Source organism: Pseudomonas sp. NPDC099000 (genome assembly GCF_044759925.1).
In the GTDB taxonomy this organism is placed as follows: Bacteria; Pseudomonadota; Gammaproteobacteria; order Pseudomonadales; family Pseudomonadaceae; genus Aquipseudomonas.
Map to the genome: position 1 here is coordinate 230,483 of NZ_JBIWAF010000001.1, position 26,354 is coordinate 256,836.

At 59.0% G+C, this 26,354-nt stretch carries 30 protein-coding genes and 1 pseudogene; 19 read left to right on the forward strand and 12 right to left on the reverse strand.

Features of this window, described 5'->3' with window-relative positions; all coding sequences use genetic code 11:
• Positions 1-60 precede the first annotated feature (60 nt).
• From ACIQV9_RS01155 to ACIQV9_RS01175, 5 genes are all read left to right on the forward strand, one after another.
• The gene (locus ACIQV9_RS01155; protein WP_010459630.1) at positions 61-987 is read left to right on the forward strand and encodes a sugar ABC transporter substrate-binding protein; all 927 of its coding nucleotides are present in this window, start codon (positions 61-63) and stop codon (positions 985-987) included.
• 70 nt (positions 988-1,057) lie between these two features.
• The gene (locus ACIQV9_RS01160) at positions 1,058-2,623 is read left to right on the forward strand and encodes a sugar ABC transporter ATP-binding protein (protein WP_403097070.1); all 1,566 of its coding nucleotides are present in this window, start codon (positions 1,058-1,060) and stop codon (positions 2,621-2,623) included.
• 192 nt (positions 2,624-2,815) lie between these two features.
• Positions 2,816-3,838: an ABC transporter permease gene (locus ACIQV9_RS01165; RefSeq protein WP_403097074.1), complete on the forward strand. Its 1,023-nt coding sequence runs from the start codon at positions 2,816-2,818 to the stop codon at positions 3,836-3,838.
• Positions 3,839-4,166: 328 nt separating this feature from the next.
• A complete protein-coding gene (locus ACIQV9_RS01170) occupies positions 4,167-4,571 on the forward strand; it encodes a TraR/DksA family transcriptional regulator (RefSeq protein ID WP_007907888.1) in 405 nt (134 codons plus the stop codon).
• A 603-nt stretch (positions 4,572-5,174) separates the two neighbouring features.
• On the forward strand, positions 5,175-6,401 hold the full coding sequence (locus ACIQV9_RS01175; protein ID WP_403097636.1) for a methyl-accepting chemotaxis protein: 1,227 nt from the start codon (positions 5,175-5,177) through the stop codon (positions 6,399-6,401).
• 241 nt (positions 6,402-6,642) lie between these two features.
• Here the strand turns inward: ACIQV9_RS01175 and ACIQV9_RS01180 are convergent, their stop codons facing one another.
• The 3 genes from ACIQV9_RS01180 to ACIQV9_RS01190 all read right to left on the reverse strand — a co-directional run bounded on the left by ACIQV9_RS01180 (position 6,643) and on the right by ACIQV9_RS01190 (position 7,642).
• The gene (locus ACIQV9_RS01180; RefSeq protein ID WP_403097076.1) at positions 6,643-6,882 is read right to left on the reverse strand and encodes a DUF2789 domain-containing protein; all 240 of its coding nucleotides are present in this window, start codon (positions 6,880-6,882) and stop codon (positions 6,643-6,645) included.
• A 121-nt stretch (positions 6,883-7,003) separates the two neighbouring features.
• Complete coding sequence (locus ACIQV9_RS01185) at positions 7,004-7,234, reverse strand: hypothetical protein (protein ID WP_403097639.1); 231 nt, start codon at positions 7,232-7,234, stop codon at positions 7,004-7,006.
• A gap of 159 nt (positions 7,235-7,393) precedes the next feature.
• Positions 7,394-7,642 (reverse strand): hypothetical protein, encoded by a 249-nt coding sequence (locus tag ACIQV9_RS01190; protein ID WP_403097079.1) that lies wholly within the window; start codon positions 7,640-7,642, stop codon positions 7,394-7,396.
• Between the two features lie 410 nt (positions 7,643-8,052).
• Between ACIQV9_RS01190 and ACIQV9_RS01195 the strand changes: the two genes are divergently transcribed.
• The 4 genes from ACIQV9_RS01195 to ACIQV9_RS01210 all read left to right on the forward strand — a co-directional run bounded on the left by ACIQV9_RS01195 (position 8,053) and on the right by ACIQV9_RS01210 (position 10,522).
• A complete protein-coding gene (locus ACIQV9_RS01195) occupies positions 8,053-8,523 on the forward strand; it encodes a hypothetical protein (protein ID WP_403097081.1) in 471 nt (156 codons plus the stop codon).
• A complete protein-coding gene (locus ACIQV9_RS01200) occupies positions 8,523-8,726 on the forward strand; it encodes a hypothetical protein (protein WP_403097083.1) in 204 nt (67 codons plus the stop codon). The genes ACIQV9_RS01195 and ACIQV9_RS01200 overlap by 1 nt, the downstream gene beginning before the upstream one ends.
• Before the next feature lie 117 nt (positions 8,727-8,843).
• On the forward strand, positions 8,844-9,860 hold the full coding sequence (locus ACIQV9_RS01205; protein WP_403097086.1) for an ABC transporter substrate-binding protein: 1,017 nt from the start codon (positions 8,844-8,846) through the stop codon (positions 9,858-9,860).
• Between the two features lie 224 nt (positions 9,861-10,084).
• The gene (locus ACIQV9_RS01210) at positions 10,085-10,522 is read left to right on the forward strand and encodes a DUF3995 domain-containing protein (protein ID WP_403097089.1); all 438 of its coding nucleotides are present in this window, start codon (positions 10,085-10,087) and stop codon (positions 10,520-10,522) included.
• Between the two features lie 127 nt (positions 10,523-10,649).
• Here ACIQV9_RS01210 and ACIQV9_RS01215 read toward each other — a convergent pair whose 3' ends face one another.
• The 8 genes from ACIQV9_RS01215 to ACIQV9_RS01250 form a co-directional block, all read right to left on the reverse strand.
• Positions 10,650-11,012: a Na+/H+ antiporter subunit G gene (locus ACIQV9_RS01215; protein WP_403097092.1), complete on the reverse strand. Its 363-nt coding sequence runs from the start codon at positions 11,010-11,012 to the stop codon at positions 10,650-10,652.
• Positions 11,009-11,287: a K+/H+ antiporter subunit F gene (locus ACIQV9_RS01220; RefSeq protein WP_007935991.1), complete on the reverse strand. Its 279-nt coding sequence runs from the start codon at positions 11,285-11,287 to the stop codon at positions 11,009-11,011. Before ACIQV9_RS01220 ends, ACIQV9_RS01215 begins: the two co-directional genes overlap by 4 nt.
• Positions 11,284-11,772, reverse strand: a complete 489-nt coding sequence (locus ACIQV9_RS01225) for a Na+/H+ antiporter subunit E (protein WP_403097095.1) — start codon at positions 11,770-11,772, stop codon at positions 11,284-11,286. The genes ACIQV9_RS01220 and ACIQV9_RS01225 overlap by 4 nt, the downstream gene beginning before the upstream one ends.
• Positions 11,769-13,454, reverse strand: coding sequence for a monovalent cation/H+ antiporter subunit D (locus tag ACIQV9_RS01230; RefSeq protein ID WP_403097098.1), 1,686 nt, complete (start codon positions 13,452-13,454; stop codon positions 11,769-11,771). The genes ACIQV9_RS01225 and ACIQV9_RS01230 overlap by 4 nt, the downstream gene beginning before the upstream one ends.
• Complete coding sequence (locus ACIQV9_RS01235; protein WP_007986256.1) at positions 13,451-13,795, reverse strand: Na+/H+ antiporter subunit C; 345 nt, start codon at positions 13,793-13,795, stop codon at positions 13,451-13,453. Before ACIQV9_RS01235 ends, ACIQV9_RS01230 begins: the two co-directional genes overlap by 4 nt.
• Complete coding sequence (locus ACIQV9_RS01240) at positions 13,795-16,713, reverse strand: monovalent cation/H+ antiporter subunit A (protein ID WP_403097100.1); 2,919 nt, start codon at positions 16,711-16,713, stop codon at positions 13,795-13,797. Before ACIQV9_RS01240 ends, ACIQV9_RS01235 begins: the two co-directional genes overlap by 1 nt.
• A gap of 254 nt (positions 16,714-16,967) precedes the next feature.
• Positions 16,968-17,234, reverse strand: coding sequence for a short-chain dehydrogenase (locus ACIQV9_RS01245; RefSeq protein ID WP_090185231.1), 267 nt, complete (start codon positions 17,232-17,234; stop codon positions 16,968-16,970).
• Positions 17,231-17,515, reverse strand: a complete 285-nt coding sequence (locus tag ACIQV9_RS01250; RefSeq protein ID WP_403097104.1) for a DUF3077 domain-containing protein — start codon at positions 17,513-17,515, stop codon at positions 17,231-17,233. The genes ACIQV9_RS01245 and ACIQV9_RS01250 overlap by 4 nt, the downstream gene beginning before the upstream one ends.
• Before the next feature lie 391 nt (positions 17,516-17,906).
• Here ACIQV9_RS01250 and ACIQV9_RS01255 point away from each other — a divergent pair, with 391 nt between their 5' ends.
• From ACIQV9_RS01255 to ACIQV9_RS01265, 3 genes are all read left to right on the forward strand, one after another.
• Positions 17,907-18,287 carry a PAAR domain-containing protein gene (locus tag ACIQV9_RS01255; protein ID WP_403097107.1) on the forward strand — a complete coding sequence of 127 codons (381 nt, stop codon included), beginning with the start codon at positions 17,907-17,909 and terminating at the stop codon, positions 18,285-18,287.
• 124 nt (positions 18,288-18,411) lie between these two features.
• Positions 18,412-19,110 (forward strand): hypothetical protein, encoded by a 699-nt coding sequence (locus tag ACIQV9_RS01260; RefSeq protein WP_403097110.1) that lies wholly within the window; start codon positions 18,412-18,414, stop codon positions 19,108-19,110.
• Between the two features lie 91 nt (positions 19,111-19,201).
• Positions 19,202-19,561 carry a hypothetical protein gene (locus ACIQV9_RS01265; protein ID WP_403097112.1) on the forward strand — a complete coding sequence of 120 codons (360 nt, stop codon included), beginning with the start codon at positions 19,202-19,204 and terminating at the stop codon, positions 19,559-19,561.
• A 55-nt stretch (positions 19,562-19,616) separates the two neighbouring features.
• On the opposite strand, the gene ACIQV9_RS01270 is transcribed toward ACIQV9_RS01265, so the two are convergent.
• On the reverse strand, positions 19,617-20,654 hold the full coding sequence (locus ACIQV9_RS01270) for a DMT family transporter (RefSeq protein ID WP_403097115.1): 1,038 nt from the start codon (positions 20,652-20,654) through the stop codon (positions 19,617-19,619).
• Between ACIQV9_RS01270 and ACIQV9_RS01275 the strand changes: the two genes are divergently transcribed.
• The 7 genes and pseudogenes from ACIQV9_RS01275 to ACIQV9_RS01305 form a co-directional block, all read left to right on the forward strand.
• Positions 20,649-21,212, forward strand: coding sequence for a helix-turn-helix domain-containing protein (locus ACIQV9_RS01275; protein ID WP_403097117.1), 564 nt, complete (start codon positions 20,649-20,651; stop codon positions 21,210-21,212). The genes ACIQV9_RS01270 and ACIQV9_RS01275 overlap by 6 nt on opposite strands.
• Positions 21,213-21,375: 163 nt before the next feature.
• Complete coding sequence (locus ACIQV9_RS01280; RefSeq protein WP_403097119.1) at positions 21,376-21,714, forward strand: hypothetical protein; 339 nt, start codon at positions 21,376-21,378, stop codon at positions 21,712-21,714.
• A 264-nt stretch (positions 21,715-21,978) separates the two neighbouring features.
• A complete protein-coding gene (locus tag ACIQV9_RS01285) occupies positions 21,979-23,181 on the forward strand; it encodes an SfnB family sulfur acquisition oxidoreductase (RefSeq protein WP_403097122.1) in 1,203 nt (400 codons plus the stop codon).
• Between the two features lie 10 nt (positions 23,182-23,191).
• On the forward strand, positions 23,192-23,629 hold the full coding sequence (locus ACIQV9_RS01290; protein WP_403097125.1) for an acyl-CoA dehydrogenase: 438 nt from the start codon (positions 23,192-23,194) through the stop codon (positions 23,627-23,629).
• Positions 23,629-25,032, forward strand: a complete 1,404-nt coding sequence (locus ACIQV9_RS01295) for an LLM class flavin-dependent oxidoreductase (RefSeq protein ID WP_403097128.1) — start codon at positions 23,629-23,631, stop codon at positions 25,030-25,032. The genes ACIQV9_RS01290 and ACIQV9_RS01295 overlap by 1 nt, the downstream gene beginning before the upstream one ends.
• A 251-nt stretch (positions 25,033-25,283) precedes the next feature.
• Positions 25,284-26,189: an AMP-binding protein gene (locus tag ACIQV9_RS01300; RefSeq protein WP_403097130.1), complete on the forward strand. Its 906-nt coding sequence runs from the start codon at positions 25,284-25,286 to the stop codon at positions 26,187-26,189.
• Between the two features lie 30 nt (positions 26,190-26,219).
• Positions 26,220-26,321 (forward strand): annotated as a pseudogene (locus tag ACIQV9_RS01305) (ABC transporter ATP-binding protein); the annotation flags it as partial.
• Positions 26,322-26,354 lie beyond the last annotated feature (33 nt).

The window sequence follows — 26,354 nt, forward strand, 5'->3', positions numbered from 1 at the left end:
TTACTGAAAATCGTCACGCCTCATCCATAAAACCAACAAGAATGTGGAGAAAGACTTTTCATGAAGACCAAGATCCGTTTTGCCTCACTGGCCTTGTCTCTGATGTTCGCCAGTGGCGCTGCACTCGCCGACATGAAGATCGGCGTCAGCATGTCCCAGTTCGATGACACCTGGCTGACCTACCTGCGCGAATCCATGGACAAGAAAGCCAAGTCCTATCCCGATGGCGTGCAGCTGCAATTCGAAGACGCCCGCAGCGACGTGGTCAAGCAGTTGAGCCAGGTCGAAAGCTTCATCAGCCAGAAAGTCGATGCCATCGTGGTCAACCCGGTGGATACCGCCGCCACCAAAAAAATCACCGAAGCCGCCGTCAAGGCCGGCATTCCGCTGGTCTACGTCAACCGTCGCCCGGATGACCTGAAACTGCCCAAAGGCGTGGTCACGGTGGCCTCCAACGACCTGGAAGCCGGTGAAATGCAGATGCAATACCTCGCCGACAAGATGGGCGGGAAGGGCGACATCGTGATCCTGTTGGGCGACCTCGCGAACAACTCCACCACCAACCGCACCAAAGGCGTGAAAGAGGTGCTGGCCAAATACCCGAACATCAAGATCGAGCAAGAACAGACCGGCACCTGGCTGCGGGATAAAGGCATGACCCTGGTCAACGACTGGCTGACCCAGGGCCGCAAGTTCGATGCGGTCGTGGCCAACAACGACGAAATGGCCATTGGTGCCGCGATGGCCCTGCAACAGGCCGGCGTCGACAAGGGCAGCGTGCTGATCGCCGGTGTCGACGGTACGCCGGACGGCTTGAACGCGATCAAGAAAGGCAGCCTGGCGGTCTCGGTGTTCCAGGATGCGAAAGGTCAGGCCGACGGCTCCATCGACACCGCCGTGAAAATGGCCAAAAACGAGCCGGTTGAGCAGGCCGTGTGGGTGCCATACCGCTTGATCACGCCGCAAAACGTCGACACGTTCAAATAGCCCGTCTGCCCAATAACAACAATAAGCACGCAAGGTTGCCACCGCGACCTTGCTGATGGAGTACCTGATCATGTTCGCTTCAGCGACTGCTTCGAGCACCCCTTTGGTGGGTATCCAGCCAACCGCAACACCTGTCGATGAGCCGTACTTGCTGGAGATCATCAACGTCAGCAAGGGTTTCCCCGGTGTGGTGGCGTTGTCCGACGTGCAGCTTCGGGTCCGCCCCGGCTCCGTCCTGGCGTTGATGGGCGAGAACGGTGCGGGCAAATCCACCCTGATGAAAATCATCGCCGGCATCTACCAGCCGGACGCCGGCGAATTGCGCCTTCGCGGCAAACCGGTGGTGTTCGAAACGCCGCTGGCCGCGCTGCAGGCCGGGATCGCGATGATCCACCAGGAACTCAACCTGATGCCGCACATGAGCATCGCCGAGAACATCTGGATCGGCCGCGAGCAGCTCAACAGCCTGCACATGATCGACCACCGAGAAATGCACCGCTGCACCGCGAAATTGCTCGAACGCCTGCGGATCAACCTCGACCCGGAAGAGCAGGTCGGCAACCTGAGCATCGCCGAACGGCAGATGGTCGAGATCGCCAAGGCCGTGTCCTACGACTCCGACATCCTGATCATGGACGAACCGACCTCTGCTATTACCGACAAGGAAGTCGCGCACCTGTTCTCGATCATTGCCGACCTCAAGAGCCAAGGCAAAGGCATCATCTACATCACCCACAAAATGAACGAAGTGTTCGCCATCGCCGATGAAGTAGCGGTGTTCCGTGACGGCGCCTACATCGGCCTGCAACGGGCCGACAGCATGGATGGTGACAGCCTGATTTCGATGATGGTCGGCCGCGAGCTGAGCCAGTTGTTCCCGGTGCGCGAAAAGCCGATCGGCGATCTGCTGCTGTCGGTGCGCGACCTCAAGCTCGACGGCATTTTCAAAGGCGTGTCCTTCGACCTGCATGCGGGCGAGATCCTAGGCATCGCCGGGCTGATGGGGTCGGGTCGGACCAACGTCGCCGAAGCGATTTTCGGCATTACCCCGAGCGATGGCGGCGAGATTCGCCTCGACGGCGAAGTGGTGCGCATCAGCGATCCGCACATGGCGATCGAGAAGGGCTTCGCCTTGCTGACCGAGGACCGCAAGCTCAGTGGTCTGTTCCCGTGCCTGTCGGTGTTGGAGAACATGGAAATGGCGGTGCTGCCGCATTACGCCGGCCACGGCTTCATCCAGCAGAAAGCCTTGCGGGTCTTGTGCGAAGACATGTGCAAGAAGCTGCGGGTGAAAACCCCATCGCTTGAGCAGTGCATTGATACCTTGTCCGGTGGCAACCAGCAGAAAGCCTTGCTGGCGCGCTGGCTGATGACCAATCCACGGATCCTGATCCTCGACGAGCCGACCCGCGGCATCGATGTCGGCGCCAAGGCCGAGATCTACCGACTCATTTCCTACCTCGCCAGCGAAGGCATGGCGGTGATCATGATTTCTTCGGAGCTGCCGGAAGTGCTCGGCATGAGCGACCGGGTGATGGTCATGCACGAGGGCGACCTGATGGGCACCCTCGACCGCAGCGAAGCGACCCAGGAACGGGTCATGCAACTGGCATCGGGCATGTCCGTACGCCATTGAGTCAAGGGTGAACAGAGTCCAGGGGTAAGCAGAGTTCAGTGGTGATCAGGGATTCTGTGGTGAGGGGATTTATCCCCGTTGGACTGCGCAGCAGTCCCACTCTTTTGGGGCCGCTTCGCAGCCCAACGGGGATAAATCCCCTCGCCACAAGCAAGCTCCCTCGCCACATGCATTTTATTTAAAGGGTGGGTTATGAACGCGATACTGGAAAACAAACCAGCAACGACAGCGGTCAAGAGTCGCCGGCGCTTTCCGACCGAGTTGAGTATCTTCCTGGTGCTGATTGGCATCGGCCTGGTCTTCGAAGTCTTCGGCTGGATCGTGCGCGACCAAAGCTTCCTGATGAACTCCCAGCGCCTGGTGCTGATGATCCTGCAAGTATCGATCATCGGCCTGCTGGCGATTGGCGTGACCCAGGTCATCATTACCACCGGTATCGACCTGTCGTCCGGTTCGGTGCTGGCGCTGTCCGCGATGATCGCTGCCAGTCTGGCCCAAACCTCGGATTTCGCCCGGGCGGTGTTTCCGTCACTGACTGACTTGCCCGTGTGGATTCCGGTAATCGCCGGGCTCGGCGTGGGACTGCTGGCGGGCGCGATCAACGGCAGCATCATTGCCATCACCGGGATCCCGCCGTTCATTGCCACCCTCGGCATGATGGTGTCAGCCCGTGGCCTGGCGCGGTTCTACACCGAAGGTCAGCCGGTGAGCATGCTCTCGGACTCCTACACGGCCATCGGCCATGGCGCCATGCCGGTGATCATTTTTCTGGTCGTCGCGGTGATCTTTCATATTGCCCTGCGCTACACCAAGTACGGCAAGTACACCTACGCCATCGGCGGTAATATGCAGGCGGCGCGCACCTCGGGGATCAACGTCAAGCGTCACTTGGTGATCGTCTACAGCATCGCCGGGTTGCTGGCAGGTCTGGCAGGAGTGGTGGCCTCGGCGCGTGCCGCGACCGGGCAGGCGGGCATGGGCATGTCCTATGAGCTGGACGCGATTGCCGCAGCGGTGATCGGCGGCACCAGCCTGGCCGGCGGCGTTGGGCGCATCACCGGTACCGTGATCGGTGCCTTGATTCTCGGGGTGATGGCCAGCGGGTTTACCTTTGTCGGGGTGGATGCGTATATTCAGGACATCATCAAGGGACTGATTATTGTGGTAGCGGTGGTGATCGACCAATACCGTAACAAACGTAAACTCAAGCGCTGAGTCGTAGAACGGACAGCCAATGCGCCACGCCTGACCCGCGTGGCGCAGCCGTTTGTCTTCTCTATACAGCCGCTCGATTGAATTTCTTGCTATAAACGCACTCCGATAACCACCGCAGAGGTTGCCATAGAGCACTTTCCGGGCTTTGTCGGACAAATTCGCTGTCTTTTCAGTTGCTGAGGCCTCAAGTCGGCCTTAGACTGCCGGCCCTCGTAAATTGAGTGCCGGGTGGCGCTTGGAATAAACGGCGCCTTTCCGATGGCCAGACCTGGGTCCACCGGAACGCTCCCTAATTCGCCTTAATGCACGTTTTTTTATAGAGATATCAATGACAAAGGACAAGTTGCTGGCCATGCCGGCGGATGACTACATGAATGCCGAGCAACATGCTTTCTTCTCCGAGCTGTTGCAGAACATGAAAGTCGAAACCCATGAACGCATCGAACAGAACCGCATCGCCATCGAGAGCCTGGACACCCCAGCCGATCCGGCCGACGCTGCTTCTGTCGAAGAAGAGCGCACCTGGCTGGTGAACGCGATCGATCGCGACCAGCGCATGCTGCCTCAGTTGGAACAGGCTCTGGAACGCATCAAAGAAGACAGCTTCGGCTGGTGCGACGACAGCGGCGAGGCCATCGGCCTGAAACGCCTGCTGATCAGCCCGACCACCAAATACTGCATCGAAGCTCAAGAGCGTCACGAACAGATCGACAAGCACCAGCGTCAGGCCTGATTTCGTAGCGCCCCGCATCGCGGGCAATCCCGCTCTCACGGTTCACGATGAACCTGTAGGAGCGAGGCTTGCCCGCGATGCTTTTTGCCGTCTGCGAAAAGCTCGCGTACTTCTATTGATCTGCTGCAACGCCCACTACTAATGGACCATAGATAATGGCCCTGTAGTGGCGTTTAATGCAGGCACAACAATTAGAAGGTACATGGGGTGACGAAGATGACGAGAGACGGATCTCTGGTTGCGGCAGTGCCTGCACCAGTGTTTTTGCCGAAAAACCTTTGGCTGACGCCAACCCTGCAAAGCATCGCCCTGATGCTCTTGCTGTGCGGCATGGCGCTGGGTGGCTGGTCGCTTTACCTTTGTCTGCCACTGGCGGTGCTGGTGATCTGGCTGCCTCGCCTGCGCTCGCGCGCCACGCCCAAAGCAACGCCTGCCGACGGCGCCAGTGCCATCGCCATCGCCGAGTTGACCCGCGATCTTTCCTACACCACCAGTCATAACGCTTTGTCGGCCGCGGGCGTGGCCTTTTCGGTCAAGCAACTGGCCGACAAACTGCAATCGCAACTCGACGCGGCGGCGCAAATCGTCAGCAACGCCGAAGTGATGATCGCGACCGAACAAGCCACCTCGAAACTCAGTCGCGAAGCCCTCAGTGCCGCCAGCGAAGCTCATCAGAGCAGCGCGGCAGGGCGCACGGAACTGATCGAGTCCATCAGCCGCATGCATCAGCTCAGTCAGCGCGCCAGTAACAGTCGCGAACTGATCGAGGCCCTGAGCCTGCGCAGTGACGATATTCAACGGGTCACCCTGGTGATTCAATCCATCGCCAGTCAGACCAACCTGCTGGCTCTGAACGCCGCGATCGAAGCGGCTCGGGCCGGGGAACACGGTCGCGGGTTTGCGGTGGTGGCGGATGAGGTTCGCGGTCTGGCGGCGCGCACGGCGACGGCGACTGGCGAAGTCGGGGAGATGGTCGCCGATATCCAGCAACGCACGGCGCAGGTGGTGGAGCAGATCCGGCAACTGTCCAGCGACCTCGACATCGGTGTCGAGCAGGTCGAGCACACCGGCCAGCACCTGGAAAACATTGCGCGCCTGGCCGCCGGCGTCGAGCATCAGGTCGGGGAAATCGCCAAGGGCGCGGACACCAACCGCGAACAACTCGACAGCCTGTTTCACGCTATCGAACAGATGCGCAGCGACCTGGCGGTCAGCGACCAGCAGACCCAGCGCCTGGCTCAGGCAGCGGTGCAAATGGAAGGTCAGGCCGAAACCATCAGCGAGCGTCTGGCCGAAGTCGGGCTGGATGACTACCACCAACGGATTTATGACCTGGCTCGCGAAGGCGCCAGCCAAATTGCTGCGCGCTTCGAAGCGGACATCGATCAGGGTCGTGTCAGCCTGGATGATCTGTTTGATCGCAGTTACCAGGCAATCCCCAACACCAGCCCGGCCAAGTTTCAGACGCGCTTCGATCGCTACACCGATCAGGTCTTGCCCGCCATCCAGGAACCGGTGCTGCCTCGCCATGAAGGTCTGGTGTTTGCCATCGCCTGCACCCAGCAGGGTTACGTGCCCACCCATAACACAATCTTCAGTCAGCCGCTGACCGGTGATGCGCAGGTTGATACGGTACAAAACCGCACCAAGCGCAAATTCGCCGACCGCACCGGCATCCGCTGTGGCAGCCATCAACAGCCTGTGTTGTTGCAGACCTATACCCGCGACACCGGCGAACTGATGCACGACCTCTCGGTGCCGATCATGCTTAAAGGCAGGCATTGGGGTGGATTGCGGTTGGGTTATAAACCCGAGAGTCCCAAGAAATAGAACAATTGATGATTAACCTGTGGCGAGGGGGCATCTGTGGTGAGGGAGGCTTGCCTGTGGCGAGGGGGCTTGCCCCCGTTGGGTCGCGAAGCGGCCCCCTAGGTCCTTTCAGACAAACCGAGTAGTCCGGATTGACGACTGCTGCGCAGCCGAACGGGGGCAAGCCCCCTCGCCACAGAAGCCCGCTCTCCACAGGCAAGCTCCCTCACCACAGGTTTATCGTTGTCGGAAGACAGGCGGGCTAGTGAACCTGATGCATACGCAGGTTCAGGTCATCGACCACCCGCGCCCAATCGGCATCTTCACGCAATTGTTCTTTGAGAAAGCCTGCTTGTTGCGGCGTCCAGAACTCGGCATCGATGAGTTTCTTGTCGTCGGCCAAAGGGGAATGGCTGGCGATGAAATCGTCGATGGCTTTCTGGCTGGAGTTCAGGCCGAGCTGGTCGAACAAACCTTTCAAGTCGTGTGTAGGTGAATCCATCTTCATCTCCTTGCGGGTCGCGATCTGAGGTGCGGCTTCATTGCATCTGAGGGGGCCGCGCTTCAGGAGTTCGAAAGCGATGTTGGAAAGCAGGAGAGAGCATAGACGGCAAATCGGACGATCAGGCTTTCAATGCACCGTTATCGACGGCAAGTTTCAGCTCTTTGGCAGCTTCCTGGGCGGCGACGGCGGCGACATCCGAGGTTTTGAACCAGCGATCCTTCTCGACCTGGTGATACGTCACCGCGGTCAAGGGTGGTTTGGCACGCATGACAATGACTGCCTGGAATTCGCCTTCGACCTCTCTGGCTTCGCCCCGGATAAAAAATTCACCGATATCAAATTCCGTCACGTAGCTGCCTTCCCTTGGAAATATGTTGTTGTATTGAACGCCGTCCGTCCTGAGGACGGATTTCATTGGTCGGGCAGTATGGCAGTAGTTGCCTGCCGGCGGCTGAGTTAAGTCGCCGGCATGACGAAACGTCTATAGACATGAACGCAGGCGAGCGCGTCAGATGCGAGACTCAAGTGAGCGGGCAAGGGCGCACGCTTCGTTATGGCAGCCACGGAAACCTCTTACACGACCCGTGGAAATTTCCTTGATATGGAAGAAGGCGTTACCGGCTAGCACGACCTGGAAGCGCGGCAGCAGAAGGCTTTCAGGCTGCAACTCATGGGGCTGGAACACCGCCGGGTGCAAGGGCGCGCAGCTGTTCGCGCGCGTTGCCTGAGGGGAAGCGAAGTGAGTCATGGTGCACATATGAAGTCCTTTTCATTGTTTTGCCGACGTGTGTACGTCGTTTTGGGTAGTCTCGGTGAGCATCGCTGCTCTAGAATCACCATCATTGGTTGGCGAATGGTGTTCATCTAAAGCAATTTTTTACTGGCGATATGTCGGAAAAGTGCTTTTTTTAAAGAGTTTTTTCCCTAAAGTTGGTAATCCGGTTTCCTCTGGCTGTAAGAAAGGCGTTTTCCTTCAACATCTGACGACTTTCACAGAGGACGGCGCGAGTGAGATTCCAGTAATCTCACTGACCTCGCGAGGCATGAGCGCTCTGCTCGGCTCAGGATTACAACCCGGGTCTTACGGTAAAACTTCGGCATGGCCGCTTTTTTCTGCTGTGCGCTTTTTCTGCGTGCGGCATCATTTTCAGATGTGGGGATGTTTCCTTGGCAGTAAGTAATCTCGATATGCATGCTTTGTTCGTGCTGGGTGATTTGCGCGCAAAGCTGGTTAAACAGTTTCAGTCACGTTTCGTTTACATCACCGAACAGAACGCTGAAGGCATTTACATTGCCGAGATCGACACTGAAGAGGCGCTGGTGGTCGATGACAAGCCAGGGCTGAAGCTCAAGGTCGGCGATCATTTCAGCGCTTCGGTTCTGCCCAGTCGTGAAGGCGGCAAGCTCGACATCAAGTTCCGTGAAATCAAACTGACGGTTTACGGGCTGGGCGATTACGCCTTTGTCACCACCGCAGAGGGTCACGCGATTGTGTTCAAGGAAGGTCATAGCGTGGTGATGGTCTTCGCTGCGCATCAGCAGTTGCAGGAAGGCCTGACCAAAACCCTGAAAGCCGTGACCGCCAAAGCCGCCAAGTGGCGCAAGGGCGAACTGGTGACGTTCAAGTCCAGCGAGTAATGACCCTGACCCGCGCCGATTTCCACGAACAGAACCAGGCCAGTGCGCACGTCGAAGCCCGGCGGCTGTTCGAGCACAAGGCTGTTCTGCAGGGAGGCTGGCTGACTTGGGTGGCGTCACAGATCTACACGCTGCGGCCGGCGGCCTACGCCAGCATGGTAAGAAGAGAGCTGGCACGCTTGCAGGAAACTTCCGAAAATTGAATCACGCCCCTCGAAAGCAGGAACCTCTACTACAGTCAGTTGACTGAGTATTCAGAGGCTTGCGGTCTTCTGTCAGGCCATCCTGCTATTGCTGTGAACAGCACGAGGTGCAAAAGCATGAAAGGATTTCGACGGTTGTTGGCCGTTGCCTTGGCCACGTTGGGTGTGTTGAGTTCACCCGTTCCGGTATCCGCTGCCCAGGCGCCAATCCACTTCGCCGACCTGAACTGGGAAAGTGGCAGCCTGATCACCGACATCCTGCGGATCATCGTCGAGAAGGGCTACGGCCTGCCGACCGACACCTTGCCCGGGACCACCATCACCCTGGAAACCGCCTTGGCCAACAATGACATTCAGGTCATTGGCGAAGAGTGGGCCGGTCGCAGTCCTGTCTGGGTCAAGGCTGAAGCCGAGGGCAAAGTCGTGAGCCTGGGCGATACGGTCAAGGGTGCGACCGAAGGCTGGTGGGTGCCCGAATATGTGATCAAGGGCGACCCGGCCAGAGGCATCAAACCGTTGGCGCCAGGTTTGCGCAGTGTCAGCGACCTGCCCAAGTACAAGGATGTGTTCAGCGATCCGGAAACCCCGGGCAAGGGCCGCTTCCTCAACAGCCCGATTGGCTGGACATCGGAAGTGGTGAACAAACAGAAACTCACGGCCTATGGCCTGAACGACAGCTATGTGAATTTCCGCAGCGGTTCCGGTGCGGCACTGGATGCAGAGATCAGTTCGTCGATCCGTCGCGGCAAGCCGGTGCTGTTTTATTACTGGTCACCGACGCCGTTGCTCGGGCGCTTCAAGTTGATTCAGCTGGAGGAGCCGCCCTTTGATGCCGAAGCCTGGAAAACCCTGACGGACGCTGACAACCCCAATCCGAAACCGACTCGCTCGCTGGCCTCGAAACTGTCGATTGGCGTGTCTACGCCTTTTCAGAAGCAGTATCCGCAGATTGCCGACTTCTTCAGCAAGGTCGATTTTCCGATCGAGCCCTTGAACAAGGCACTGGCTGAAATGAGCGAAAAACACACCCCGCCACGTCAGGCGGCCGAGGCGTTCATGAAGGCGCATCCTGAGGTATGGCAGGCGTGGGTGCCGAAGGATGTGGCGGATAAAGTCTCTGCAGAGTTGAAGTGATGCGGTGAGGCTGATACCGCCTTCGCGAGCAGGCACGCTCCCACATTGGATCTGCTGCGTTCACACAAACACGACGCAGCAGTAAAACATCCAGGCCATCAATGTGCGATCAGTTCGGGCGAATTTCATGGAGCGGCACTTTACCCACGTCGATGACAAATACCCTTACAAAAACGCTCAAGGAGGTTCATCCTGCTGCGACATTTCACGCTGGAAGTTTGAATATGAGCCTAATGGTCGCGCAATGGATTGCTGCAATCTTTCTCTTGATCAGCCTGGTCCATTTGTACTGGGCGGCGGGAGGCAAGCTGGGAAGCGAGGCTGCGGTCCCGCGAATATCGGCAGAGGGTGGCGGGGAATCCAGGCCGGCCTTCAAGCCTTCAGGCTTTGCCACGCTGTTGGTGGCGGTCGGGTTGCTGCTGATCGCAATGCTGGTGTGCCTGCGGGTCGGTCTGTATTTTCCGACGGTGCATCACTGGTCGCTGCAATGGGTGATCAGCGCCATTGCGATGCTGATGTTTGCCCGGGCGATCGGCGATTCGAATCTGGTGGGGTTCTTCAAGCAGGTCAAGGATTCGAAGTTTGCCCGGCTGGATACCTGGGCCTATTCGCCACTGTGTGTGGTGTTGGGCGCGGGGTTATTGGCTGTTGCCTGGATCTGAAAAGCTTTGCGGGCAAGCCTCGCTCCTACAGGTTTTGGGTCGACCACACGTTGGTGATTTCCCACGATCCTGTAGGAGCGAGGCTTGCCCGCGAAGAGGCCCTGACATCCAACACAATTCTTGTGAATTAACTCCCGCTTTCCGTGCGCCGACTACTCACCTCAGCCGGCACATCATCCCCCGCCATGCGCTTGCGAAACAACGCTGCCCGCGCCAACAGCAATGTGGTCACCGGCACCGTGATCGACAACAGAATCGGAATCAGCCAGGCGTGCAGCACCGGCCCGGACTTGAGCGCCGAAAAGTAAATGATCGAGGCCAGCGCCACGCACCACGCCCCCAAGGTCGAGGCCAGTGCCGGCGGGTGCATGCGCTGGAAATAATCCTTCATCCGCACCAGGCCAATGGCGCCGATCAGCGCAAACAGACTGCCGAGCACCAGCAGGATCGCCACCGGAATTTCAACCCAAAGAGACAGTTCCGCGCTCATTCGATCACCTCGCCACGCAGCAGGAATTTGGCCAGGGCAAACGAGCCGACGAAGCCGAACAGGGCGATCAGCAGCGCCGCCTCGAAGTAAGTGTCACTGGCATACCGAATGCCCAGCGCCAGCATCATCAGCATCGCGATGATGTATAGGTAGTCCAGCGCCAGAACCCGGTCCTGGGCCGAGGGGCCTTTGAACAGGCGAATCAGGGTCAGGATCATCGCCAGGGAAAAAATGAACAGGCTCAGCAGGATCGCGTTCGACAGCAATTCGCTCATTCGAAGATCTCCATCAAGGGGCGCTCGTAGGTCGACTTGAAGTGCTCGATAAACAACGCTTCATCGTCCAGATCGAACACGTGCAGCAACAGGATGCTGCGGTCCAGCGCCAGTTCCGACCAGACCGTCCCAGGCACCACTGTGCAGATCATCGACAGCGCCGCGAGGCCGTTGGCGTCGCGCAAGTCCAGCGGCACCTTGATGAAGCGCGAGCGCGGTGGACGACGACCGGCGTTGAGCACCCCCCAGGCCACGACGAGGTTGGACACCAGCACGTCGCGGCCGACCAGAAAGAACAAACGCAGGATCACCCCGGGCCGACGAATGCGGATCGGCAGCGGCCGCAGCTTACGCATCATCAGCGGTGCGCAGAACCCCAGCAGCGCGCCGAGCAACAGGTTGCCGGGGCTCATCGACAGGTTCAGCACCAGCCACAACAGCCACAACGCCAGCGACAACCACGGTGCCGGAAACAGTCGCTTCATGGCTGCACCTCCAGCATCGCGGGCCTGGCTTCCGGGCTCGGCACCACGCGCGTGCCAAGCACCGCCATGACGTATTGCTGCGGGTTGTTCAATGCATCAGCGGCCGCCTGGGTGTAGCGCAGCAGCGGGTCGGCCTTGAAAGTCAGCGCAACGCTCAGGCCCAGCAGGACGAAGATCGGCACGCATTCGAAGCGGCGTAGTAATGGTGATGGCCGTTCTTCGGGTGTCCAGAAACGCTGGATGCCCAACCGCGAGAAGGCAATCAGCGACGCCAGCCCGGACAGGATCAACAACGCCAGCAGACCCCACGCCGCGTTCGACACCGGTTCATCAGCGCCATTACCCAGCCCCAACGGGTTGAGCAGGGCACTCAGCAAGCTGAGTTTGCCAATAAACCCGGACAGTGGCGGCATGCCGATGATCAGCAGCGAGCAGGCAATGAAGCTCAAGCCGAGGAAGGCCATGGTCCAGGGAATCACCTGGCCGACCACGGCTTTCTGTTCGTCGTCGAGGTTGATGCCTTTGGGCGGTTGCAGGGATTCCATCGGCCGAGGCAGCAGGTCGCCGTCGTCGAACAGCGGCATTTCATTGGCCGAGCGGGAACGCTCGATCAACTCGGCGAGCAGGAACAGCGCGCTCAACGCCAGGGTCGAGCTGACCAGATAGAACAGCGCTGCGCCGATCAGGTTCGGCTGGGCAAAACCGATGGCCGACAGCAGGATCCCCGCCGACACCAGAATGCTCAGGCTGGCCATGCGTTCCAGGCGTTGTGCGGCGAGGATCGCCACGCCGGCGCAGGCGATGGTCGCCATGCCGCCGTAGATCAGCCAGTCGCCGCCAAAGTACGCCGACGCCCCGGCCTGACCGGAGAACAGCAGCGTCCATAGGCGCAGCAAGGTGTACACGCCGACCTTGGTCATGATCGCGAACATTGCCGCCACCGGCGCACTGGCCGCCGAATAGGCCGGCACCAGCCAGAAGTTCAGCGGCCACATTCCGGCCTTGGCCAGGAACGCTACGGCGAGAATCCCCGCGCCGGCATGCAGCAGGCCGCGATCGGCTTCCGGCACCAGCGGGATTTTCAGCGCCAGATCCGCCATGTTCAGCGTGCCGGTGACGCCATAAATCAGCGCCGCGCCGATCAGGAACAGCGACGACGCCAGCAGGTTGATCGAGATGTAATGCAACCCTGACGACACCCGCGCCCGGCCCGAACCGTGGAGCATCAGGCCGTAGGAGGCCGCCAGCAGCACCTCGAAGAACACGAACAGGTTGAACAGATCCGCCGTGAGGAACGCGCCGTAAAGGCCCATCATCTGAATCTGGAACAGCGCGTGAAAACTTGAACCGGCGCCGTCCCATCGCGCCATGGCGAACAGCAAGGCGCTGACGCCGATGATCCCGGTCAGCACCAGCATCAACGCCGACAGGCGATCGACCACCAGCACGATACCGAACGGCACCTGCCAGTTGCCCGGCAAGTAGACGCCGATCGAACCGGGCACGCCAGTGGTTTGGGTCCATTGCAGCAACAACACGGAAATCCCCAGGCCCAGCAGGCTGGAGAACAGGTTGATCCTGGCCTTCAACGGCCGGTGTTTCTCGCCCAGCATCAGCATGAGGGCGGCGGTCAGCAGCGGCAGCAGAATCGGTGCGGCGATCAGGTGCGTCATCGCAGTCATTCTTTAGGCTCCCGGCCATCGACATGGTCGGTCCCGGTCAAGCCGCGCGAGGCCAGCAGCACGACCAGAAACAGCGCGGTCATGGCAAAGCTGATCACGATGGCGGTCAGCACCAACGCTTGCGGCAAGGGGTCGGTGTAATGCAACAAGTCCTGCGGCACGCCGTCCTTGATGATCGGCTCCTTGCCGATGAACAGGCTGCCCATGCTGAAGATGAACAGGTTGACGCCGTAGGACAGCAGGCACAGGCCCATCACCACCTGAAACGTCCGTGGGCGCAGGATCAGCCAGACGCCGGACGCGGCCAGGACGCCGATGGCGATTGCGATGACTTCTTCCATCAGACGGCTCCTTTGGTGGCGACGGATCTAGGCAGGGCAGCGGTCTTGTGACCTCGAACCGATTGGTGAGCGAGGGCAGTGAGGATCAACAGCGTCGAACCGACCACCACGGCGTACACGCCGATGTCGAAGAACAGCGCGCTGGCGACGTGAATGTCGCCCAGCACCGGCAGTTCGAAATGCCAGGTGTGGGTTGTGAGGAACGGATACCCGGCCGCCATCGCACCGAGCCCGGTGACCGTGGCGAACAGCAGGCCGGTGCCCATCCAGCGCAGCGGCCGCAGGCTCATTTGCGCCTCGACCCACTGGGTGCCGGCGACCATGTATTGCAGGATGAACGCGACCGACATCACCAGCCCGGCGACGAAACCGCCGCCCGGTTGATTGTGCCCGCGCATGAACAGGTAGAAGGACACCACCACCGCAATCGGCAACAGCAAGCGCACCAGCACCGCGGGGACCATCATGAAGCCGAGCGCGGTGTCGCTGGCCTGACGCGGGTTGACCAGGTCAGTGACGACGTCGGGCGCGAGCAGGCGCTGCTGGGCCGGCAATTGCAGGCTTTCTTTCGGAGGGCGGAAGCGTCGCAGCAGGGCGAACACGGTCAGGGCCACGGCCGCCAACACGGTGATTTCACCGAGGGTGTCGAAGCCACGGAAGTCCACCAGCATCACGTTGACCACGTTACTGCCGCCGCCTTCGGGCAGGGCGCGGCTGAGGTAGAACGAAGAAATATAGTTGGGCGTCTGGCGCGTCAGCATCGCGTAGGACAGCAACGCCATGCCGCCACCGACCACGGTCGACAGCAGCAAGTCGCGGATACGGCGGATGCGCGCCTTGCGCAGGGTGCTCGGCAGCGGCGACACCTCTTCGATCCGCCGAGGTAGCCAGCGCAGACCGAGGAGGATCAACACCGTGGTCACCACTTCCACTGCCAATTGCGTCAGCGCCAGGTCCGGCGCCGAGAACCAGACGAAGGTCACGCAGGTCATCAGGCCGCAGACGCTGACCATGGTCAGGGCCGCGAGCCGGTGATACTTGGCCTGCCACGCCGCGCCGAGGGCGCAGGCAATCGCCAGCAGCCAGAGGGTCACGAACACGATCGACCCCGGAATCTTCGGCCGGTCACCCCAACTCAGGCTGCTGTGCAGCATCGGGATCAACCCGGCCAGCACTGCTGCGAGGACCACCAGGAACAATTGGGTTTGCAGGCGCTTGGTGCTGATCCGCCGCTCCAGCCGACGGGCCAGGCGCATCATGACCACAAGGCTGCGCTCGAACAGGCGCTTGCCGTTGAACCGCCCAATGATCGGCGGGTATTTGAAACGCCCGAGTTTGAGCTGATTGCGCAACAGCAGGTACAGCACGATGCCGCAGGACATGGCGATCAGGCTCATGATCATCGGCGCGTTCCAGCCGTGCCAGATCGCCAGGCTGTATTCCGGCAAGGTGCCGCCCACCACCGGCTGGGCCGCAGCGGCCAGCAAGGGGCCGACCACTTGCGCCGGGAAAATCCCCACGACCAAACAGGCGAACACCAACAGCTCCACCGGCGCGCGCATCCAGCGTGGTGGTTCGTGCGGGGTGTGGGGCAGGTCGGTGGCGGTCGGGCCGAAGAACACGTCAACGGTAAAGCGCAGCGAATAGGCGACGCTGAAGGTGCCGGCAATGGTCGCGACAATTGGCAAGGTCATCTCGACCCAGGCCGTGGCGTTGATGAACACGGTTTCGGCGAAGAACATTTCTTTCGACAGGAAGCCGTTGAGCAGCGGCACGCCGGCCATCGAGGCGCTGGCGACCATCGCCAGGGTGGCAGTGAACGGGATCAGCTTGATCAGGCCGCTGAGTTTGCGAATGTCGCGGGTGCCGCTTTCGTGGTCGATGATCCCGGCGGCCATGAACAGCGAGGCCTTGAACGTGGCGTGGTTGAGGATGTGAAACACCGCGGCCACGGCGGCCAACGGACTGTTCAGACCCAGGAGCAGAGTGATGAGGCCGAGGTGGCTGATGGTCGAATAGGCCAGCAAACCCTTGAGGTCGTTCTGGAACATCGCGCAGTACGCGCCAAGCAACAGGGTGCAGGCCCCGGCGCCGCTGACGATGTAGAACCATTCTTCACTGCCGGACAGTGACGGCCATAGCCGCGCGAGCAGGAACACCCCGGCCTTGACCATGGTCGCCGAGTGCAGATAAGCCGAAACCGGTGTCGGCGCCGCCATCGCGTGAGGCAGCCAGAAGTGGAAGGGGAACTGCGCGCTTTTGCTCAGGGCGCCGATCAGGATCAGGGGCAGCAGGATAGGGTAGAGGTGGTTCGCGCGAATCAGGTCGCCGGCGGCCAGGACCTTGTCCAGGTCATAGCTGCCGACCACATGGCCGAGCAGCATGACCCCCGCCAGCAAGCACAAACCGCCTGCGCCGGTGACCATCAGCGCCATATAAGCACCGCGTCGCGCATCGGCGCGGTGGTGCCAGTAGCCGATCAGCAGGAATGAAAAGAGGCTGGTCAGCTCCCAGAAAAACACGATCTGGATCAGGTTGCCGGAGATCACCAACCCGAGCATCGCGCCCATGAACGCCAGAAAAAACGCAAAGAAGCGCGGCACCGGATCGTCCGGCGACATGTAATAGCGGGCGTATAAAGAAACCAGCGTGCCGATGCCCAGCACCAGCATCGAGAACAGCCAGGCGAAGCCGTCCATGCGCAGGACGAAGTTCAGGCCCAGGCTGGGCAGCCAGAAGAACTCTTCACGAATGACGCCGCCATCGGCGATTTGCGGGTACAAGAGGGCAACTTGCACGGTGCCAATCAAGGCCACCAGGCCAGCCAACAAAGATTCGGTATTACGCGCGTTGTGTGGCAGCAAAGCCGCCAGACAGCTGCCGATAAAAGGCAGAAGCAGTAGAACTATCAGGGACATAGGCTTCTAATCTGCGGAAGTTTGTGAAGCATCATACGTGCCAGCTCCCCGATCACCAAACGCCAAGCTGTCGCAGAATCCTTCACGGTAGACGGGAAAAGCCTGATTTACATTGTTTTCGAAGGACTGTTTTAGCAGGTGCGGCCCCTTCGCGAGCAGACTCGCCCCCCCCTTCAAGTCTAAACATACAAGCGAGCCTGCTCGCGATGAGGCCCTGGCAGTCAACATCAATCTCGACGATCAAACGACGACCGTCAGAGCTGCGCCCTAATCTGCCGACCCAGTACATCCATCACATCACACCCATCACGCAACAACATTGCCGCCGCATGCGCCAGTTGCTGCACATCGGCCCCCTTGGCTTGAGTGATATCAAGACTGGCCAAACTTTCCATCATTTGCGTCACTGCCAGAAACCGTGTTGCCGCATTGCTGTGCAACACGTCCAGCGGCGCTTGAGTGGCGACCAGTAACACCGGTATGTCGCAGTCATTGTTGGTCATTGGCATATGCGGGTTCATACATCACCTCCAGCTTGGGTTGCGTGCATCCCGTCGATGGATGCTTGAACCAACGAGCGCGCAGTACCGAGCATTTGCTGGCTGGCCCAGCGTAATGAAGCTTTATGTTCCGGGCGGGTGGCGGTGGGGGCTTGATGGGCGAGGGCTTCGGCGCAGCTGAGGTAGACCGCGGCGTGTTCGAGGGCGTCGAGTAACGGGATGTCGGGTTGTACGGCGAAGAGGTGGTGGTCGACGTGGTCGCAGCGGGCGAAGGGGGTGGATTTTGTGGTTGGTTCGGTCATTGGTGGAGCCTCTTGGAAGTCAAAGAGCCGCCACCGCATCGCCGTCAAACGAATTGGGTGGCAACTGTGTGCAGGTTGACGGACCGGTCCAAGTACCCGGCGCACTCGAAAGTGCCCCGCACACAGTCACCATTGAGATTTACGTCGAGCACGCAAGTGCACGAGCAAAGTTGGAGAACTATCTGCGCTTGGAACCACCGAGCCGTCAAACCCGATCACGAATGAGTCGTGACAGGCGCGAGGATAGGGAGTGAGGGCAGGGCAGTCAACCGGCCAAAGGCCGGAAACAGATGCTTTGCTTGTAGGTATGTTCCGGGGCTGACATCAACACAAAATCGATCGTGCGGATCATGTACTATTCGCGATTCTTGATGTTCAAAGGAGAGAAATCATGGCAGGAAAGCCAGTTGCGCGACTTGGAGACCCAGGAAGTCACGGCGGAAACATCTCGACCGGCTCAAGCCCTATTTTTGTTAACACTCTCCCGATAGCCTTGGTGGGAGACATCTATTCCTGTCCCCTTCACGGTAGTAATCCAATAACAACGGGCGCCCCACACGTTTTTGGACTCGGTAAAGATGTGGCGCATGTGGGATCGTTAACGGCTGCGGCGCCACAATCACGGCAGGTTCTCCAGATACATTTGTCGGCGATGCTGGGGGCAGCGGTGTCAGTAATATTTTCCGCAAACTTTTGCAGGAAAAGACTTTCGTCGAATTTCAATTGCTCAATGATAGAGAGGAGCCGATTCCTAACGAGTCCTATGAATTGACACTGCCAGATGGTGCGGTGATCACCGGCGTTCTCGATGAAAATGGATTTGTTCATGTGCCAAATGTCCCGAGGGGAAGCTGCAGCATAAAGTTCCCAAAACTTGAAGATACGGAACATCTTTAATGGTTGATTCTACTAAGGCGTCGAGTACGACGCAGACGGCAAAAACTGTAGGGGCGTCAGGCAAAACTACGAAAATCAATCAGTTGGTAGTTTCCGGTGCCTACATGGAATTACTGGTCGGTGGTCCATACACTCGTGACAAGGAAGAGCATCTTTTTGGGCATGCGGCGCTTCATGTAGTCGTGGGCAGCAAAGACATTACGTATGATTTCGGACGGTATGGAAAAACCTGGGGAACCTTTGATAGTGAAGGTGAGGGTGTTTTAAATGTCTGGACCTCTTTCAAAGCTTATATTTCAGGAGAAAATAGCCTCGGGAGAACAACGACCGGTTTTGTCTACTATTTAGAGAACGCCAACGCTGAAGCGGTGATTGCTCACTTTGATGGGGTCGTGGCGCAGAAAAAAGAGTTAAGGAAAAAGACTGCTACCGCTATACGTTACGTCTTACCAGCTAACTATCATCCGACCACCAACAACTGCACGACGGTGACGATTGAGGGGGCCAAGGTTTCAGGTAAGACGATCGTGCAGAATCCTGCAGAGTATCGAGAGATGAGAGGGCTTTCATGGACAGAGAGGCAGGCAGCCCGCACACAGAAATGGACACAGGATGGCATTTTTATGCCAGCAGATTTGCAGGCTATGCTCGAAGGGAATACCGAGGCGCGTTATGACAAAAAGAATGTTTACAAATAACAAGTTTCCTTTGTGGCTAGCCGGATTGATTCTGATCAATGTGATCGTTTTGGCATATGTTGTGATTAATAACGTTTCGAGGGCGCACGATATGAAAATGATTAAGACTAAAGAGCCGTTGCTTATTGAAGGGCCGAATGGCGATGAAAACTACTATGTGCTTCCCCTCGGTACCACGCTTTATCATGACAAGAGCTTTCCTGAAGGGCATGACCGTTATGTCGTTTACTTGAATCATAAGGGTGCAATAGCACACGAAGAAGTGCCAATGAAGCCGGAATATGGAGGCTCGTTTATCGATCCGCTTTGGATGTCAAATATTGATGCCGATACGCTCAAGGAAATCTTCAAGCGCTTCCCACTTTCCAAGGACGATGTGGCTGCGGCCATAAAATCTAACGGTTTCACCAGAGATGATCTCGCTGACATTATCCGGTCATTACCAGAGTAAGCGCGGGAGCAGACTGATTCCAGAAAGTTGGAAGCTTGAACGTCGGTTGTGATGCTCATTCATTTGAGTCGACGGGCTCGCTTTCCAACTCTTCCTCAATCATTTCGCGATCTTTACCCTTGGTCTTCAACTCACTCACAATCACCGCCGCCACAATCAACCCCGCGCCCACCAGCGCAATCGCCGGCAACCGCTCCCCGGCGATCCTTCCGACAATCCCGGCCCATACCGGCTCGCCCGCATAAATCAACGTCGCCCGGGTCGGCGAGACGCTTTTCTGCGCCCAGTTCATCGCCACCTGGATCGCCGCACTCGCTGCACCCAGGCCCAACGCACTGCACAGCAACAGCCATGAAAAATCCGGAATCACTTCCTGTGTCGGCACCACCATCAGGAACGACAGCACCGACGTGGTCGCCAGTTGCACCACCGTCACCCGGCGCACATCGACTTGACCGGCATAGGTGCTGATCAGAATGATCTCCGCCGCAATCGCGACCGCGCTGATCAATGTGGCGATTTCACCCGGACTGAAATTTAACGAAGCGCCCGCAGGCCCGGACAGCAACATCAACCCGGTAAACGCCAGCATGATGCCGATGCTCGGCATCAACCCCGGACGCCGCCCCAGCACCAGCCATTGCAGCAATGGCACGAAGGGCACGTACAACGCGGTAATAAACGCCGACTGACTGCTGGGAATGCTCTGCAAGCCCACGGTCTGCAGGCCGTAGCCAAGCATGATCGCCACGCCGATAAACGCCCCGGCCTTGAGTTCGAACAGGGTCAGTTCCCGCAGATGGCGCCAGGAGAACAGCGCCACAATGATTGCCGCCGCGGCAAAGCGCAGGCCGACAAAAAACATCGGTCCGCTGACGGTCATCGCATGCTGCACCAGCAAGAATGTCCCGCCCCAGACCATGGTGATCAGCACCAGCACGCACTCGGCCTTGCTGAACCGCGAGAAACGGGAAGAAGTGTGAGAGGTGTTCACAGACGTCATGACCTTGCGCGCTACCTGAGGGAGACGCACAATGCGCCGAATGTTGCGCAGTATACTGCCCAACCCCACCAAGTGAGCAATATAGTGCACAAAGATTCTACCCAGCGGGCTTCGGTCCTCCAGCACGTCAGCCAGAACGTCCGACGCCTGCGCCATGCCGCCGACATGAGCCAGACCGCGCTGGCGGAAAAGTCCGGGGTCAGCCGCCGCATGCTGGTGGCCATCGAGGCCGGCGAGAAGAACGTCAGCCTCACCACCCTCGACCGCGTGGCCGAAGCGCTGGACGTGGCGTTCAGCGATCTGATCCAGGCCCCGGATGCCCGCGACCCGAGCCGCATCAACGAAGTCGCCTGGGCCGGGAAAATTCCTGGCAGCAAAGCCGTCTTGCTGTCGAAAGCCACCGCCACTCGCGAAGTGGAACAGTGGGAGTGGTGCCTGCAACCGGGGGAGGTTTATCCGTCGCAGCCGGATGCGGAGGGGTGGAGTGAACAGATCTATGTGTTCGAAGGTTGTCTGACGTTGATGCTGGGCGACACCCCCCATGAGATCGCGGCCGGCGAGTTCTACATGTTTGCCAGCGACCAGCCCCATGCCTATCGCAACGATGGGCCGGTGGCGGCGCGATTTGTGCGAAACGTGGTGATCTAAGCCCTGATTACCGCTCATCGGAAATGAGCGTGTACCTGTAATTTCTGACAGTAGACGTTAAACGTCATTGAGCTTTCAATAGCGTTCAGCGCTTCATAACATCAGCGGTGCAAATTCACTGCTGTAAGCGCTTCTCACGAACGTGTACTAGAGGAATGAGGAAATGGATTTGGACCCGCTTAAAATTAAAGAAGCTATCGATGGGGTGATCACGATGTCGGCGGTCGAAAAGGGCGGGACGGCTATTATTTCTCGTTGGTCTGATGCTTCTCCTGGTGATGAAGTTGATATTCACATTAAAAAAGAAGCTGTCTGCACCTATACACTTACGGGGCAGGAAGGTGAAGAGATAGAGGTGGTGGTGCTAAAAGAATTCTTCCTTAACTACTCAGGCCAGGGAAAGGTTCCATTTACGTATATGGTCTACCCGGGTGGCGGTGGTAATGGATGGGAGTCAAAACCGGTTTCCTATGAAATTCACTTGGCTGAGAGATCAATCTAAACGTTCCTGTTTATAAGCTGAGAGGACTTATAAGTTGGTTTTGATTGCTGCTTCGATGGCATGCTCAGCGTTCTGTAAGCCAGAGCGCTGACAAGTTCCTCTACATGCTGTTGCTCAAGCAACAGGTAAACGTCAGTTTGCTGCATATTCTTTATCGGATAATGCATGTTTTTTTGCATAACCAGTTGAATAATAAGGAATAGATATTCTGGCACGACTTGTGAAAGAGATCTCGGGTACTCACCCGAAATCCGGAGTCGGCCCATGACAGCCTCTGCCCAACCCCCTCGCACCGCCCACGTCATCCACTCTGACGCCGAAGCCATCGCCGTCGCTCACAAGGTCGCCGCACGCTTCGCCATCGAAGCCAGCGTGCGGGATCGCGAGCGACGCCTGCCAATCGCCGAGCTCGACGAGTTCTCCGCCAGCGGTCTCTGGGGCATCACCGTTCCCAAGGCATACGGCGGCGTGGGCGTTTCCTACGTGACAGTCGCCGAAGTGATCAAAATCATTTCCGCCGCCGATTCATCCCTCGGCCAGATCCCGCAAAACCACCTCGGCGTCCTCGACATCTTGCTGCAAACTGCCACCGAAGAGCAGAAGCGCTACTACTTCGGCAAAGTGCTGCAGGGCTACCGCTTCGGCAACGCCTTCTCCGAATCCAAAAGCAAAAACGCTGGCGCCTTCGAAACTCGTATTCGTTTCGACAAAGACACCGCGCAGATCGACGGCGAGAAGTTCTACTGCACCGGCGCGTTGTTCGCGCACATCGTGCCAGCGGTGGCGGTGGATGAAGAGAACAAGGCTTTCATCGCGTTTATCGAGCGCGACAACCCCGGCCTGACGGTGATCGACAGCTGGGACGGTTTCGGCCAACGCACCACGGCCAGCGGCGGCGTGACGCTGGACGCGGTGAAGGTCCCGCTCAGTGCGGTGATCCCGGCCCACAAGGCGTTCGATGAACCCACCGCCGACGGCCCGATCTCGCAAATCATCCAGGCCGCCGTGGACACCGGCATCGCCGTCGGCGCTCTGGAAGAAACCAAACGCTACGCCCGCGAATCACGGCCATGGATCGACAGTGGGCATGATCATGGCTGGCAGGACCCGTTCAGCATCGCTGCGATTGGCGATCTCGAATGGCGCGTCCACGGCACCGAAGCGATCCTCAAAAAGGCCGGGCAAGCCATCGACGCAGCGCTGCTCAACGCCAATGAAGACACGGTGGCCCGCGCCTCAGTGGTGGTCGCCCAGGCGAAAGTCCTGTCTGCGGAAATCGCCTTGCTCGCCAGCAGCAAACTCTTCGAACTGGCCGGCACCCGCTCGGTGCTCGGCAAGTACAACCTCGACCGCCACTGGCGCAACGCCCGGACCCACACGCTGCACGACCCGGCACGCTGGAAATACCACCTGATCGGCAACTACTTGCTCAACGGCGTGAAGCCCGCGCGCCACGCCTGGAACTGAGGAGCCCACCATGAATGCCCTAACTCAACCGATTATCGCCGGTCAGTTCCTGGCCAAGAGTCAGCATGACTTGCACAACGCCCGCAGCCTGCTCGACGCGACCCTGCGGTTTGTTCGCCAGCAAAAACAACCCACGGATGATCCTTACGTCATCGCCCGTTTCGGCGATCTGCACATCCGCATCGAAGTCGCCGCCGCACTGCTCGAACGCGCCGAAGACTTCCTGAACAGCAGCGAAGACGATACGGAAATCAGCGTCGCCATCGCCGAATCGCACCTGGCCAGCGCCGACGCACTCAACGCGGTCAGCAACGCCGAATTCGAACTCACCGGCCAACGCACTGCATTGCACGGCTCTTTGCACGATCCGCTGCGCTGGAAACTCCACCTTATCGGTAACTTTCGCCTCAACGGCCTCCATCCCCCAAGCTTCAGGAGCGCTGTTTGATGGCCCGTGAAATCCGTCTCAACGCCTTCGACATGAACTGCGTCGGCCACCAATCGCCCGGTCTGTGGGCGCATCCTCGGGATCGCTCGTGGCAGTACAAGGACCTCGAATACTGGACCGATCTGGCAAAGATCCTCGAGCGCGGCAAGTTTGATGGCTTGTTCATTGCCGATGTACTGGGCATCTACGACGTCTATAACGGCAACGGTGATGCGGCGATTCGTCAGGCGGCGCAGGTGCCGGTCAACGATCCGCTGCAATTGATCCCGCCAATGGCACTGGTCACCGAGCATTTGGGGTTCGGCCTGACGGCGTCGTTGTCCTTCGAGCATCCGTATCCATTCGCCCGGCGCTTGTCGACGCTGGATCACCTGACCAAGGGCCGCGCGGGCTGGAACATCGTCACCTCGTATCTGGAAAGCGGTGCGAAGAACCTCGGACAGAAAGCCCAGACCGAACACGACGCCCGTTATGACTTCGCCGAAGAATACCTGGAGGTTTGCTACAAGCTCTGGGAAGGCAGTTGGGAAGAGGGCGCGATCCTGCGCGACCGCGAGCGACGGATTTTCAGTGATCCGAGCAAAATCCATGAGATCAGGCATGTTGGGAAACACTTCCAGGTGCCGGGAATTCACCTCTGCGAACCCTCGCCGCAACGTACCCCGGTGCTTTATCAGGCGGGTGCATCGAGTCGCGGCAAACAGTTTGCTGCCGAACATGCCGAGTGCGTGTTTGTCGCCGCGCCGTCGAAAGTGTTGTTGAAGAAAACCGTGGCCGACATCCGCCGTCGCGCCGCCGAGGCCGGGCGTGATCCGTCGAAGATCCTGATCTTCAACCTGCAAACCGTGATCCTCGGCGAGACCGACGCCAAGGCCAAAGCCAAGTTTGAAGAGTACAAAACCTGGGTCAGTTACGAAGGGGCGATGGCGTTGGTTTCTGGCTGGACGGGGATCGATTTCAGCCAGTTCAAACCGGATGAGCCACTTAAGCATGTGCACACCAATGCCATTCAATCGGCGGTGGAAGCGTTTTCGACGGCGGATCCGAACAAGGTGTGGACGCCTAACGAGCTGGCGGATTGGGTCGGCATCGGCGGGTTTGGTCCGTTGTTTGTCGGCAGCCCAGAGACGGTTGCCGATTTGCTGCAGGAGTGGGTCGAGGAGACCGACGTGGACGGGTTCAACCTCGCGTATGCGTTGACCCACGAAACCTTCATCGACGCCGTGGAATTGCTGGTGCCGGAGTTGCAGAAACGCGGGGTCTACAAAACCGAATACGCGCCGGGGACGTTGCGCGAGAAGTTGTTTGGCGAGGGTGCGCGCTTGCCGGAGATTCACCCGGGGAGTGGATACCGGGACCTGGCGGGGTTGCGGCAGCAGGAGAAAAAAGCGGTGCCTGCCTAGACGCCATCGCGGGCAAGCCACGCTCCCACAGGGTTTTGTGTCGTCCACAAATATCGCTGGCAACACGAAACCTGTGGGAGCGTGGCTTGCCCGCGAAGAGGCCGGTGCATCCAGCAGCGATGTTGCCTGATCCACCGCCTTCGCGGGCAAGCCCGCTCCCACAGGGGATTTGTGGTGTTTTGGAAATTGCGTTAATCCTTCGGCCCGGCGGACCACCGCACGCTTTTGCCCATGAACAGGAGGTCAAACCCATGAGCGTGCACGAACTCAAGCGTCCGCCAGTCGCGGATACCGCCCAGTGGCGGGTCGATTTGCCCAAGGCTTTGGAACAGCTGCGCCACTGGGCGCAGGTCAGCCCGTTGCAGCCGGCGTTGCGTCACAAGCGTCACGGTCAGTGGTTTGTCTGGCGCTGGATCGACGTCTTGCGCGATGTCGAGCGGTTGGCCGACGGCTTGCGTCAGCAAGGTTTCACCGACGACTCGCGGCTGGCACTCAGCGGTGCCTTCGAACCCGATCTGTTGCTGCTGGCACTTGCTGCTCAACACGTCGGCGGCGAGTTGCTGACATTGCCGGACCACCTCGACGCCGAAACGCTGCACAAAGCGCTGTGGCGCAGCCGTCCGACCCATGCCTTCGTGCAGGGGCGGCAGGCGCAGCAACTCTGGCTCAACCACGGCCAGAGACTGCTGGATTTCGTCGCACTGCTCGGCCCTGCAGAGCCCCCGCAACGCCTGAATCGCCGTGCACAAGGCGCGCAGTTGTGGAGCGAGGAGGGCACGCAGTGGCAGGACGGCCTGACCGTCGTGCTTGAACAATGGCTCAACAGCGGCCACTCCCTGGCCTTTCCCGAAAGCCCCGGCAGCGCCAGCCGGGATCGCCGCGAAGTCGCGCCATCGGGGTTGCTGCTGTCCGCCGAAGGCCTGCAACGGCTGGCCACCGAGATTGACAGTCGTCTGGCCCCCCAAGGCACCTGGCGTCGACGCCTCTGCGACTGGGCCATCGCCCACCCGCAAAAACCGCTGCAACGCCTGATCAAAAACCGCGTTCGCCGTCTGCTGGGTTTCCACAACCTGCATTTCATCTGGCAAGCCACACGCACCCCGGACACTCGGTCCGCGCCCACCTGGCTCAACGAATTCAAACGGGACATCGCATGAGCTCGACCGACTCCATCCTGCAAGTCAGCCGCGTTGATGGCGTGTCCTACTTTGGTACTGTTCGATGAACCATCGATGGGTTTGGCGCCTATTATCGTCCAGGAGATTTTGGGGATTGTCGCCCATCTGCACGATTTCTATTCAGGCAAACATTGACCAGTGAGA